9 protein-coding genes and 1 pseudogene are annotated in these 12,890 nt (G+C 56.7%); 6 read left to right on the top strand and 4 right to left on the bottom strand.

Annotated elements, in window-relative coordinates:
- Positions 1-3: 3 nt before the first annotated feature.
- Positions 4-897 (bottom strand): beta-glucoside kinase BglK, encoded by an 894-nt coding sequence (gene bglK, locus ABLV54_RS21605; protein ID WP_023290623.1) that lies wholly within the window; start codon positions 895-897, stop codon positions 4-6.
- Positions 898-1,160: 263 nt separating this feature from the next.
- Here bglK and purM point away from each other — a divergent pair, with 263 nt between their 5' ends.
- From purM to ppx, 4 genes are all read left to right on the top strand, one after another.
- On the top strand, positions 1,161-2,198 hold the full coding sequence (gene purM, locus ABLV54_RS21600; protein WP_101881313.1) for a phosphoribosylformylglycinamidine cyclo-ligase: 1,038 nt from the start codon (positions 1,161-1,163) through the stop codon (positions 2,196-2,198).
- Positions 2,195-2,836, top strand: coding sequence for a phosphoribosylglycinamide formyltransferase (gene purN, locus ABLV54_RS21595; protein ID WP_023290625.1), 642 nt, complete (start codon positions 2,195-2,197; stop codon positions 2,834-2,836). The genes purM and purN overlap by 4 nt, the downstream gene beginning before the upstream one ends.
- A gap of 179 nt (positions 2,837-3,015) precedes the next feature.
- Complete coding sequence (gene ppk1 / locus ABLV54_RS21590; RefSeq protein ID WP_002913838.1) at positions 3,016-5,076, top strand: polyphosphate kinase 1; 2,061 nt, start codon at positions 3,016-3,018, stop codon at positions 5,074-5,076.
- Positions 5,077-5,079: 3 nt separating this feature from the next.
- Complete coding sequence (gene ppx / locus ABLV54_RS21585; RefSeq protein ID WP_004201914.1) at positions 5,080-6,612, top strand: exopolyphosphatase; 1,533 nt, start codon at positions 5,080-5,082, stop codon at positions 6,610-6,612.
- A gap of 54 nt (positions 6,613-6,666) precedes the next feature.
- Here ppx and ABLV54_RS21580 read toward each other — a convergent pair whose 3' ends face one another.
- Positions 6,667-8,895: an EAL domain-containing protein gene (locus tag ABLV54_RS21580; protein ID WP_048297997.1), complete on the bottom strand. Its 2,229-nt coding sequence runs from the start codon at positions 8,893-8,895 to the stop codon at positions 6,667-6,669.
- Between the two features lie 370 nt (positions 8,896-9,265).
- Here ABLV54_RS21580 and ABLV54_RS21575 point away from each other — a divergent pair, with 370 nt between their 5' ends.
- Positions 9,266-9,439, top strand: coding sequence for a YfgG family protein (locus ABLV54_RS21575; protein ID WP_017900441.1), 174 nt, complete (start codon positions 9,266-9,268; stop codon positions 9,437-9,439).
- Positions 9,440-9,536: 97 nt separating this feature from the next.
- Here ABLV54_RS21575 and ABLV54_RS21570 read toward each other — a convergent pair.
- Positions 9,537-10,449, bottom strand: a pseudogene (locus ABLV54_RS21570) (LysR family transcriptional regulator).
- 73 nt (positions 10,450-10,522) lie between these two features.
- Here ABLV54_RS21570 and ABLV54_RS21565 point away from each other — a divergent pair.
- A complete protein-coding gene (locus ABLV54_RS21565; RefSeq protein WP_101881310.1) occupies positions 10,523-11,806 on the top strand; it encodes an MFS transporter in 1,284 nt (427 codons plus the stop codon).
- Positions 11,807-11,963: 157 nt separating this feature from the next.
- Here the strand turns inward: ABLV54_RS21565 and ABLV54_RS21560 are convergent, their stop codons facing one another.
- A complete protein-coding gene (locus ABLV54_RS21560; RefSeq protein WP_101881309.1) occupies positions 11,964-12,869 on the bottom strand; it encodes a LysR family transcriptional regulator in 906 nt (301 codons plus the stop codon).
- Between the last annotated feature and the right edge of the window lie 21 nt (positions 12,870-12,890).

The following is a 12,890-nucleotide window of genomic DNA, read 5'->3' as shown; positions in this document are numbered from 1 at the left end:
TCCCTAAGGTCGATCGTCGCCAGGCGAACGATAGTGCTGATTGAAATGGTAAACCGCGCCAATCAGGCCGGCATCATTGCCGTGACTGACGGTATCGAGATAGTCGGCAATGCCGAACCAGGCCAGATGCTGGCGCAGCAGCGTCAGAAATCCAGGGCGTTCCACAATGCCGCCGCCGATAAAAATAGTCTGCGGATCGAAGATATTGACGAGGTTATAAAGGCCATGGCCCAGGCCATTGAAGAACTCGGCGACCAGACGCTGGCAAACCGGGTCGCCGGCGTCGTAGCGGTCAAAAATCATTTCGCCAGTGACGCTATCCAGCGGCGCGCCAATATGTTCCGCATAGCGATGGCGAAGCACCCGCAGGGTGCAGTTTTCATTCATCGAGTAGCGACGGGGATCGCGTCCGCCGGGACGATCGGTAAGCATATAGCCGAACTCACCGGCGCGAAAACGCGCCCCGTGGATCAACTGATGTTGGCAAAAAATCGCTCCACCGATGCCAGTGCCGATAGTGAGCACCAGAAAATTGGCCATTTCCGCCGCTTTGCCCTGCCAGCGCTCGGCCAGCAGCACACAGTTGGCGTCGTTTTCCACCGAGACCGGCAGCCCGGTTCGCGTCTCGAGCCACGATTTCATGGCGAAGTTGTCAAATCGACGGATAGCGCCGCCCATGGTGATAAAGCCGCTGTGCGGATCGACATAGCCCGGCGCGCTGATGGCTATACCTTCGCACGACGGGTGGGCCGCCAGCCACGACAGGATGGTCTGTAAGATATGATCGCCATCGCTGTCATTGATTGACTGCTTCGCGGTTTCCAGCAGCCTGCCGTCGCGGGTCATGACGCCCATCTTTAGCGCGGTGCCGCCGATATCAAATGCCGCAATCTTCATTCATCCCTCCCCTGTCGAGCATAATGCACCGGTGATCCACACGGCAGCCAACCACAGAAACCGGTTTCAGTCGTATGATGAGGATTCCCTGGGACTGAGGCAAGCACAAGGCTGTACCCGGTTTCATTTTCGTGAGCAGTATCAAATTTGACCATCCGCCAACGGTTTTACGCCGACTGTAAAGCAGGCTCGCAAACGTTTGCTTTCCCTGTTAGAATTGCGCCGATTTTTCTTGCTTACCGCAAACGCGTGGAGACTTCGCAGTGACCGACAAAACCTCTCTCAGCTATAAAGATGCCGGCGTGGATATTGATGCAGGCAACGCTCTCGTCGACCGTATTAAGGGCGTGGTGAAGAAAACCCGTCGCCCGGAAGTGATGGGTGGACTGGGCGGATTCGGCGCGCTGTGCGCACTGCCGCAGAAATACCGCGAGCCGGTACTGGTCTCCGGCACCGACGGCGTCGGTACCAAGCTGCGTCTGGCAATGGATCTGAAGCGTCACGACACCATCGGCATCGACCTGGTCGCCATGTGCGTGAACGACCTGGTGGTTCAGGGCGCTGAGCCGCTGTTTTTCCTTGATTATTACGCCACCGGTAAACTGGACGTCGATACCGCAACCAGCGTCATCAACGGCATCGCCGAAGGCTGCCTGCAGTCCGGTTGCGCGCTGGTGGGCGGTGAGACCGCAGAGATGCCGGGGATGTACCACGGCGAAGATTACGACGTGGCGGGTTTTTGCGTCGGGGTGGTGGAAAAATCAGAAATCATCGACGGCAGCAAAGTCGCTGACGGCGACGTGCTGGTGGCGCTGGCCTCCAGCGGCCCGCACTCTAACGGCTATTCGCTGGTGCGTAAGATTATTGAAGTTAGCGGCGTTGACCCGCAGACCACCGACCTTGACGGCAAACCGCTGGCCGACCATCTGCTGGCGCCGACCCGCATCTATGTGAAATCGGTTCTCGACCTGATTGCCAGCGTTGACGTCCACGCCATCGCCCATCTGACCGGCGGCGGCTTCTGGGAAAACATCCCGCGCGTGCTGCCGGACAACACCCAGGCGGTGATTGATGAGTCTTCCTGGCAGTGGCCGTCCGTCTTCAACTGGCTGCAAACCGCCGGTAACGTCAGCCAGCATGAGATGTACCGTACCTTTAACTGCGGCGTGGGGATGGTTATCGCCCTGCCGGCTGCAGAAGCAGACAAGGCCATTGCCCTGCTGAACGAGAAAGGTGAAAACGCGTGGAAAATCGGGTATATCAAAGCCTCCGATTCCGAACAGCGTGTGGTCATTGCATGAAAAACATTGTGGTGCTGATTTCCGGTAGCGGCAGTAATTTGCAGGCGATCATCGACGCCTGCGGCCGGAAACAGATCAACGGCACCCTGCGTGCGGTATTCAGTAACAAGGCCGATGCGTTCGGCCTTGAGCGCGCGCGCGCGGCCGGGATCCCGGCCCACGCGCTGGCGCAAAGTCAGTTTGCCGACCGGGAAGCGTTCGATCGTCAGCTGATGCATGAAATTGACGCCTACGCCCCGGATCTGGTGGTGCTGGCGGGCTATATGCGTATCCTTAGCCCCGCCTTCGTCAGCCACTATCAGGGACGTCTGCTGAACATCCACCCTTCGTTACTGCCGAAGTATCCTGGCCTGCATACCCACCGCCAGGTGCTGGAAAACGGTGACGAGGAGCATGGGACCTCGGTGCACTTCGTCACCGACGAGCTGGACGGCGGTCCGGTTATCCTGCAGGCCAAAGTGCCGGTCTTTGCTGGCGACAGCGAGGAAGAGGTCACGGCGCGGGTTCAGACCCAGGAACATGCCATTTATCCGCTGGTGATAAGCTGGTTCGTTGAGGGACGTCTGCGCATGGAGGGCAACCACGCCTGGCTGGATGAACGACAGCTTCCCCCCCAGGGCTATGCCGCTGAAGAATGAACAACAGCCCCGCCTTTCGCCATCGCGGGGCTTTTTTTTAATTAAAATTGTTTATTAATCAAACATCTCACAGAAATAATTCTTCTTACTGTCATATAGTTGTGACACAGTAAATCGCTATGCAGAAAAATTCGTCATAATAGTCTACGTCCTGTGAGTAAAACGGAGTGTGAGCGGTAATGGGCCAGGAAAAGCTATACATCGAAAAAGAACTCAGCTGGTTGTCTTTTAACGAGCGCGTGCTGCAGGAAGCGGCGGACAAGAGTAACCCGCTGATTGAGCGCATGCGCTTCTTAGGGATCTACTCCAACAACCTTGATGAGTTTTACAAAGTGCGCTTCGCTGAGCTTAAGCGCCGGATTATTATCAGTGAAGAACAAGGCAGTACCGCCCATTCTCGCCACCTGTTAGGCAAAATCCAGGCCCGCGTGCTGAAGGCCGATCAGGAATTCGATAGTCTGTATAACGAACTGCTGCTGGAGATGGCGCGCAACCAGATCTTCCTGATCAATGAGCGTCAGCTGTCCGTCAATCAGCAGGCCTGGCTGCGCAACTACTTTAAACAGTATTTGCGCCAGCATATCTCGCCGATCCTGATTAACCGCGAAACGGACCTCGTGCAGTTTCTGAAAGATGATTACACCTATCTGGCGGTGGAGATTATCCGTGGGGAAAACATCAACTATGCCCTGCTGGAAATTCCGTCGGATAAGGTCCCGCGCTTCGTAAACCTGCCGCCGGAAGCGCCTCGTCGCCGTAAACCAATGATCCTGCTGGATAACATTCTGCGCTATTGCCTGGACGACATCTTTAAAGGCTTCTTTGATTACGATGCGCTGAACGCCTACTCGATGAAAATGACCCGTGACGCCGAGTACGATCTGGTGCATGAGATGGAGTCGAGCCTGATGGAGCTGATGTCCTCCAGCCTGAAACAGCGCCTGACCGCCGAGCCGGTTCGCTTCGTCTACCAGCGCGATATGCCGGACGCGATGGTCGAAATGCTGCGTGATAAGCTCTCCATCTCCAACTATGACTCAATGCTGCCGGGCGGCCGCTATCACAACTTTAAAGACTTTATCGGCTTCCCGAACGTGGGTAAGGCCAATCTGGTCAATAAACCTATGCCGCGCCTGCGTCATCTGTGGTTTGATAAATTCCGCAACGGCTTCGACGCCATTCGCGAACGCGATGTGCTGCTCTACTACCCCTATCATACTTTTGAGCATGTGCTGGAGCTGCTTCGCCAGGCCTCGTTCGACCCCAGCGTACTGGCGATCAAAATCAACATCTACCGCGTGGCCAAGGATTCGCGCATCATCGACGCGATGATCCACGCCGCCCACAACGGTAAAAAAGTCACCGTGGTGGTGGAGCTGCAGGCGCGTTTTGACGAAGAGGCCAACATTCACTGGGCGAAGCGCCTGACGGAAGCGGGCGTTCACGTGATCTTCTCCGCGCCGGGCCTGAAGATCCACGCCAAGCTGTTCCTTATCTCGCGTAAAGAAGGCGATGAGGTGGTGCGCTACGCCCACATCGGCACCGGTAACTTCAACGAGAAGACCGCGCGGATCTATACCGACTATTCGCTGTTAACCGCCGATGCGCGCATTACCAATGAAGTCCGCCGGGTGTTTAACTTTATTGAAAACCCCTACCGCCCGGTTAGCTTCGATTACCTGCTGGTGTCGCCGCAGAACTCGCGTCGTCTGCTGTATGAGATGATCGACCGCGAGATCGCTAATGCGCAGAACGGGCAACCGTCCGGTATTACCCTGAAGCTGAACAACCTGGTGGACAAAGGGCTGGTGGACAGACTGTATGCCGCCTCCAGCTCCGGCGTGCCGGTCAACCTGTTGATCCGCGGCATGTGCTCGCTGATCCCCGGTCTGGAAGGCATCAGCGAAAATATTCGCGTCATCAGCATTGTGGACCGTTTCCTCGAGCACGACCGGGTCTACTGTTTTGAAAACGGTGGCGATAAGCAGGTCTGGCTCTCCTCTGCCGACTGGATGACGCGTAATATCGATTATCGTATCGAAGTTGCCGCCCCGCTGCTCGACCCGCGCCTGAAACAGCGGGTGCTGGATATTTTTGATATCCTGTTCAACGATACGGTAAAAGCGCGCTATCTTGATAAAGAACTGAGTAATCGCTATGTGCCGCGCGGCAATCGCCGTAAAGTGCGCGCTCAGATGGCGATTTACGATTATCTCAAATCACTCGAACAACCCGACTAACCTATGCCAATAAACGAAAAAACCCCTCGACCGCAGGAGTTCGCTGCGGTTGACCTTGGTTCGAACAGTTTTCATATGGTGATCGCCCGTGTCGTCGACGGCGCCATGCAGATCATCGGACGCCTGAAACAGCGCGTACATCTGGCCGATGGCCTCGATGAAAACTCGGTGTTGAGCGAAGAAGCCATGACCCGCGGGCTGAACTGCCTGTCGCTGTTTGCCGAACGCCTGCAGGGATTTTCTCCCTCCAGCGTCTGCATCGTCGGGACGCATACGCTGCGTCAGGCGACCAATGCGGCGGAGTTTCTTAAACGCGCGGAAAAAGTGATCCCCTACCCGATCGAGATCATCTCCGGTAATGAAGAAGCGCGCCTGATATTTATGGGCGTGGAGCACACGCAGCCGGAGCGCGGCCGTAAGCTGGTGATTGATATCGGCGGCGGTTCGACCGAGCTGGTCATCGGTGAAGATTTTGAGCCCCGCCTGGTGGAAAGCCGCCGCATGGGGTGCGTGAGTTTCTCCCAGGCCTACTTCCCGGGCGGGACGATCAATAAGGAAAATTTCCAGCGCGCTCGCCTGGCGGCGGTGCAAAAGCTGGAAACCCTGGCCTGGCAGTTCCGTATTCAGGGCTGGACCGTGGCGCTGGGCGCCTCCGGCACCATTAAAGCCGCCCAGGAAGTGCTGGTGGCGATGGGCGAGAAGGACGGGTTTATTACGCCGGAACGCCTCGAAATGCTGGTCAGTGAGCTGCTGAAGCATAAAAACTTCGACGCGCTCAGCCTGCCCGGCCTCTCGGAAGACCGTAAAGCGGTCTTTGCCCCGGGGCTGGCGATCCTGTGCGGCGTGTTTGACGCGTTAGCCATTAAAGAGCTTCGTCTGTCTGATGGCGCGCTGCGTGAAGGCGTGCTGTACGAAATGGAAGGCCGTTTCCGCCACCAGGATATTCGTAGCCGCACGGCGCAGAGTCTGGCGAATCAGTACAACATCGATCGCGAACAGGCGCGCCGGGTGCTGGAAACCACCACCCTTATGCTGGAGCAGTGGCAGGAGCAGAATCCGAAGCTGGCCAATCCACACCTCGCGGCGCTGTTGAAGTGGGCGGTGATGCTCCATGAGGTGGGCCTGAATATTAACCACAGCGGCATGCACCGCCACTCGGCCTACATTCTGCAGAACAGCGACCTGCCGGGCTTCAACCAGGAGCAGCAGATGCTGATGGCCACGCTGGTGCGCTATCATCGGAAAGCGATAAAACTCGACGACCTGCCGCGCTTTACGCTGTTCAGGAAAAAGCAGTTTCTGCCGCTGATCCAGCTGCTGCGCCTCGGCGTGCTGCTGAATAACCAGCGTCAGGCCACCACCACGCCGCCGACGCTACGGCTGCAGACGGAAGCTCACCACTGGACGCTGACCTTCCCGCACAACTGGTTTAGCCAGAATGCGCTGGTGCTGCTGGATCTGGAAAAAGAGCAGCAGTACTGGGAAGGTGTGCCGGAGTGGCTGCTGAAGATTGCGGAAGAAGAGCCAGACGCCTGATCGCCTCTGTGGATAGCATTCGAGCCGGGCCATCGCGCCCGGCTTTTTACCGCTTCAGGCGCTCATTCCCTCCGCCAGCTGCGCCAGAGGTACCGGGACGCCAATATCATAGCCCTGCATATAATCTATCCCCAGCGCGATAACCGCCTGGCGTATCTCCGGTGACTCGACATATTCGGCCACCACCTGCATGCTCTTCATCCGCGCCAGACGACAGATAGAGTCCACCACCTGGTAATCAAGACTGCTGGCGAGCAGATTGCGAATAAAGCTGCCGTCGATTTTAAGAATATCGACGTTCATCGTTTTTAACCGCGCATAGCTGGCGTAGCCGGTACCAAAATCATCGATCGCCACCCGGCAGCCCAGCGCCCGCAGACGCTCTAATGTCTGGCAAACCAGCTCGGGGTTGCTGAGCGCATAGTTTTCGGTCAGCTCGAAGATAATCTGCCATGGCTCAATGTTATAGGCCTGCAGCAGGTTTTCGACCTCCTCGGGAAACTGACTGCGGCTCAGCGAGACCGGAGAGAGGTTGATCGCCAGCCGCAGACCGGGCAGCGCCCGCCGGTTGGCATCCATAAAGGCCAGGGTGTGCTCAATGACCCACTGATCCACGCGCGTGGACAGCCCAAACTCGTGCGCCACCGGCAGGAACTCGTTTGGCCCTGTCAGTTCCCCCGACTCCCCTTTCATCCTCAACAACACTTCATGGTAGTTGTCGCCGCGAATGCCCTGGATAGGTTGCGCCATCAGGACAAAATGGTCTTGCTCCAGCGCCTTGAGGATGCGGTTCATCATCGCCACTTTGTCTTTCAGATCCTGCTGGACATGCCCGGCGCCGCGGCGCTGCAAATTCTCCGGATGGCCGCTGGCCAGCGACATGTCGGCAATCGTGTTCAGCTCGCCAAGCAGCAAATACAGATGCTTCACCGGCGAGCGGACGTTGCAATAGCTCATGCCGATCCGCGGCTGCAGGGGGACCCCGTCCCAGTGAAAACGGAACTGTCGCAGGGAGCGCTCAATTAAGTGAATGCGCGCCTGGTGCCCTTCGCTGTTGAGACGAAACACTAAATCGTGACCGGCAAGATGATATACCGCTTCGTTCGGCTGCAGCAGCGCACGCAGGTGATTCGCCAGCATTTGCTTATACTGAATGCGCAACAGCACCCCGTAGTGGCGGCCCAGCAGCTCAAGCTCAGGAATACGCAAAAAACAGAGCGTCGACCAGCTCGCGCCGTTCAGCGCCCGGCTCAGCGCCCGCAGATTCGGCATATGTACCACCGGGTCGAGGAAGGCCATCTGTCGGACGCGGGCGTAGATCAGCCGCTGCTGTGTCGCCAGCATCGCCGTATAGGCGACAATAAACGAGAACACCAGATAGCTTGACGAGGTGATCGCCAGCTGAGTGTTATAACTTGGATAAATGGGTAAATAACGGTAATGAAAATGGATCACGGCGATCAGTACCGGCGTCCAGATCAGCGAGATAAAGCGATAGCCAAAACGCATCGCCCCCCACAGCATCACCGGCATCAGTAAGGATAATGTATAATTTGTACTAAATATAGTGCTGCTATCATTAAGCGGCATCAATAATAGCCCCAGCAGCAGGATTAATATCGCCACCCAGCTGATGATTTCAATTTTTTTTATTTTTGGATCAATTTGTAAACGAACCTGAGAAATAAATCCGCGCAAATAAAAAGGGTTACGAATTACCCGCAGCAGTAAATAACATAAGGGCACGCCGGTCAGGCAGCCTACCATCAGCGCCTGAAAGGTGATTAACGACCGTAAACTAAACGGCGAGATGCCGGTCATCTCCGTTGTGCGCGGATGCAGCCCCAGAAACTCTGCGATCTGCGACAGAATCAGAAAAATGACCGAAGGGAGCAGCATTTGCCAGAACAAACGATGCGGCATCAGTCTGACGTTACCATGCGATACCTGCTGCCGTTGGGGAACAAAGATGCGGTATCCGCCCCAGCAGAGTACGCAGGGGATCAGAAAATGGAACAGTACGCCAAAGGCCTGTTCCGGCGTCATTCCCCGGGCCAGCGTAAGCAGCAGGCCAACGATAATACCGGGGATCGCCGCCCAGCCGAAAAACATCATCAGGCTGAGCACCAGCGCCAGGGGAAGATAATAAAGATAAACCATGTGACCATTCAGCACGGTATATGTATTCATCCCTCTGGCAAGGGGTAATAACAGAACAGGCAGGAGAAGCGGTAAGGCCCACCATTTGTCGCGATATTGTTGATAGTATTTTAATAAATTCATAGGTGCTCTACAGAGAGCCTCTGCTCCTGCGAGGCATATTCAGGCAGGCATCCAACCACCCCATGCTGTCCGCATAAGTAATAACGATACGGTAACGTCCGCTGATTTTAGTGGCCAAGAGAATGAGGCTGTTGATATAAATCAACAAATGCTGACACCAACATTAATAAAACTTATTTTTTCACCATTCCCTGGCTAATAAAGTGAGCATGTAAATACGCCGATTATCTTATATAACATTAATTAATGTTTTCACTGCCGCACTTTTACATCTGCATCAATTGACCCCACCTCGTTCCTGTGCCTTAATACCCCCATCGCCCATCTTCGGGTATACTTCAAGGAACCTTTTGTGAGTCAGGCACCCAGTATGCGTAAACGACATCGATTTAACCGTCGCATGACCCGTATCGTACTGCTTATCAGCTTTCTCTTCTTCTTTGGACGCTTTGTCTACTCCTCCATTGGCGCCTGGTACCATCACCAGGATAAAAAAGCGTCGCAGGAGTCAACGCTCACCGTCGAGCCTTCCGCCCGCGAGTAACCCGTTGAGCCCGATGCCGGGTGCGCCCCCAACCGCTGTCAGAGACGCCCGTTTTCGAGACTCTATCCCTGACGAGGCATATGTTGCTGCTGGCGATTTATAAGCGCACGGCCTGTAGCAGACGCAGCATTTCCGCCATTCCTTTGGTAATCACTTTATCCTGACGCATGACAACCGCCAGCTGACGGTACAGCGACGGGGCCAGAGAATGTACCGTTAAGCCACAGCGATCCTCCGCCTGCTCCACCGCCATGCGGGGCACAATACTGTAGCCCAGCCCGGCCCGCACCATGCGTTTGATCGCCTCGATGCTTCCCAGCTGCATCACCGGCGTGACCGCCAGGCCCGCCGAACGGAACCAGCGGTCAATCAGATCCCGCGTGCCGCTGCCCGCCTCGAAGGCAATGAGCGGCAGCGCCTGCAGCGCTTCAGGGGTGCACACCGCCGGGATCCCCGCCTCGTGGCTGGGATGAATGACCACGAACTCCTCGTCAACCACTGCGGTCACTGCCAGACTGCGCCCCTGCACGGGCAGGGTAACCAGTCCAAGATCGAGCAGGTTTTCCTCCACCGCCCGGACGATATCCAGCGTGTTGCCGGTGGTCACCCCCACCGTCAGCAGCGGGTGCTGCTGACGAAGATGCTGCAGAAGCGGCGGAAGAAGATGAATGCAGGCCGTCGCGCCGGTCCCCAGCGTCAACGAGCCATTAACTTCCTGGCTAAATGCGCTGACCGACTGCACCGCGCTATTCACCGCCCGATCGATCTGCTCGCTGTGGGCCAGCAGCGCCATTCCCGCCGCCGTCGCCTTGATCCCACGCCCGGTGCGCTCCAGCAGCCGAGTCTGTAAAAATTGCTCCAGCTGACGCACCTGCAGGCTGACGGCAGGCTGGGAGATCCCCAGCGCGTCGGCGGCGGCGGAGAAGCTGCCGCGCTGTACGACCAGCCGGAAGGTCGCCAGGTTTCCCAGGTTCAGTGTTGTCATGCAAAGTTTCTCTTATACCGCGCATAAGGTGGCCGCTCTGCCAGAACAATAGCCTGCCGGGTATGCTCAGGACAACTCTCTTAACGGAATGAAAAACCATGGAAACACCGGCTATTCCCCGACGCCTCGCCTTCACGGCGGGCGCTCAGCAACTGATCAACTGGGGTATCTCTTTTTATATGCCCGGCACTTTTGCCGGAGCAATCGCCGCCGACAAGGGATGGAGCTCGCCGCAGATTTATCTTGGCCTGACGCTTGCGATGCTGATCATGGCGGCGGTCTCCCCGTTGGTCGCCAGGCTGCTGGCTCGCTTTGGCGGACGGCTGGTGGTCACCAGCGGAACCTTACTGATAGCCGCCAGTTGCGCGATGATGGCCTGGCGCCCTTCGCTGGTCGGCTGGTACGGCGCCTGGCTGCTGACCGGCGTCGGCATGCGGCTGTCGTTGTATGACGCCCTGTTCGCCGCGGTAGTGAATCTTTACGGCCAGCAGGCGCGGAAAACCATCTCTCACATCACCCTCGCCGGCGGCCTGGCCTCTGCCCTCTTCTGGCCGCTGGGGGAGGCTTTACTCACGGTGATGTCCTGGCAGGATGCCCTGCGGATCTATGCGCTGTTTGGCCTGCTGAGCGCATGGCTGAGTTATCAGCTGCCCCGCCAGCGGCTCGGCTCACCGACGAAAGCGAAAGCCCCGACAGCGGATGGCGATCGGCGTAACGGCATACGTTATGCGCTCTTTATTGCGCTGATCACCTTCATCTCCACCGGCACCTCCACCCATCTGCCGGAGTTTATCAGCCACTTTGGCCTGCCGGTTGCCCTCGGAATGCTGTGGGGATTTGGCCAGACCGGCGCCCGGCTGGGGGAAGTGCTGGCCGGTCGACGCGTCACCACGCTCACGCTGACGCGTTTTACCGCTCTCGCCATGCCGCTCTGTTTTCTCGTTGGCGTGAGCAGCACGGCTTATGCCGGGTGCGCAGCCGGGTTTGTGCTCGGCTATGGCGCGATAAACGGGCTGGTGACGATTGTTAAAGCGACGCTGCCGCTGGCGCTGTTTAGCGCAGAAAGCTACGCCAGCCGCACGGGTCTCCTGCTGATCCCCGGGCAACTGATGGCGGCTGCCTCCCCCTTTGCCTACGCATGGTTGAACCATCGGCTGGGTATCGTGGGTGGAATGTGGATTTCCACCGGGTTAACGCTGATCGTTGCCGGACTGGCGCTGGCGATGGTGCGTGGGGCGGGTAAGGTACAGCCGGGTAAACTTTCCGCGCTCCGCACGGCGGCGGCAAAAAATGGGCCAGCTGAACATCTGCCGGAACCGCAAACGGGGAATTCACAAGGAAACCTCACCCTGCCAGATAACCTTCTGGGACGACGGGATTGAAGGGATGTCTAAAGTAAAAAAACCTCTGTAAAAACAGAGGGTTTCGTTTCTTTCAGCTAACGCCGGGGATGACTCGCACTCTATTATCAATAGCCCCGCACAGACCAGTAAAACGGAGAGGTCGCTACTTTTTCAACAGAATCTGCCGGTAGCGGTCTTAAGGCTCACCAAGTGCAGCCTCAATCTGCTCGCAAAACCACTTCAGTGAAGTGGATTTTTCACTTCGCGAATGCCAGTGCAGGGTCACTTCGAAAGATGGTACCTCGAAAGGTAGAGCGACGACTTTCAATGGCTTATCTCCTGGAAACTCGCAAAAGCTCCAGGCAATGCGATAGGGCAAGATAGTGATCATCTCGGTCCCGGGGATGATCTTTGGCAGTACCGAAAAATGTGGGATGCGTAGCCGCACTCGGCGCTCGACGGCCATTTTTTTCAGGACGTCTTCTACCATGCCATGGCCGGATGTTCGGGTGACAATTGCATGGGGTTCGGCGAGAAATTGCTGCATGTTCATCTGCGTGCCAATACGTGGATGAGCGTCATCGACCAGGCAACAGTATTGCTCGCTCATCAGCCTTTGGTGGGCAATGCCGGCCCCCGGCAATATCTGACTACAGATAGCCGCGTCGATATGCCCATCGTTCAGCCATGTTGCAACCTGGTCGATCTCAAGCGGCACGATGTCAAGCTCGATACTGGGCGCTATCTGGTTGAGACGGTCGAGCACTCTTGGCAGCAACGCAATTTCGCCCAAATCCGACAAGGCAAGGCGAAAACGTCGCTTTGAGGTTGATGGGGAAAATTTGCGTGCCTCGGAAACGGCATCATTGATGCTACGGCTGGCTTCCTTGAATCCCTCATAGAGCTGAGTAGCCAACCGCGTAGGTTGCATGCCTTGTTGGTTACGTACGAATAAGGCGTCATCGAACTGTTCCCTGAGTTTGGCCAATGCATAGCTCACTGATGGCTGAGTTACGCAGAGTCGCTCGGCAGCCACGGTGACACTCTGGGTTTCATAAAGCGTGACGAAAGTCGTGATCAGGTTGAGGTCGAAACCGGCCATTGGCTAATCTCCAGTTGTATA

This window comes from Klebsiella sp. JB_Kp042 (assembly GCF_040065275.1).
In the GTDB taxonomy this organism is placed as follows: Bacteria; Pseudomonadota; Gammaproteobacteria; order Enterobacterales; family Enterobacteriaceae; genus Klebsiella; species Klebsiella quasipneumoniae.
The sequence above is the reverse complement of the archived record's forward strand: the minus strand, read 5'-3'. Positions and strand labels throughout refer to the sequence as shown.

What these genes read in the sequence shown, in the direction of transcription:
- bglK (WP_023290623.1), bottom strand. Translation starts at nt 897, where the DNA reads ATGAAGATTGCGGCATTTGATATCGGCGGCACCGCGCTAAAGATGGGC.
- purN (WP_023290625.1), top strand. Translation starts at nt 2,195, where the DNA reads ATGAAAAACATTGTGGTGCTGATTTCCGGTAGCGGCAGTAATTTGCAG.
- ppk1 (WP_002913838.1), top strand. Translation starts at nt 3,016, where the DNA reads ATGGGCCAGGAAAAGCTATACATCGAAAAAGAACTCAGCTGGTTGTCT.
- ppx (WP_004201914.1), top strand. Translation starts at nt 5,080, where the DNA reads ATGCCAATAAACGAAAAAACCCCTCGACCGCAGGAGTTCGCTGCGGTT.
- ABLV54_RS21580 (WP_048297997.1), bottom strand. Translation starts at nt 8,895, where the DNA reads ATGAATTTATTAAAATACTATCAACAATATCGCGACAAATGGTGGGCC.
- ABLV54_RS21575 (WP_017900441.1), top strand. Translation starts at nt 9,266, where the DNA reads ATGCGTAAACGACATCGATTTAACCGTCGCATGACCCGTATCGTACTG.
- ABLV54_RS21565 (WP_101881310.1), top strand. Translation starts at nt 10,523, where the DNA reads ATGGAAACACCGGCTATTCCCCGACGCCTCGCCTTCACGGCGGGCGCT.
- ABLV54_RS21560 (WP_101881309.1), bottom strand. Translation starts at nt 12,869, where the DNA reads ATGGCCGGTTTCGACCTCAACCTGATCACGACTTTCGTCACGCTTTAT.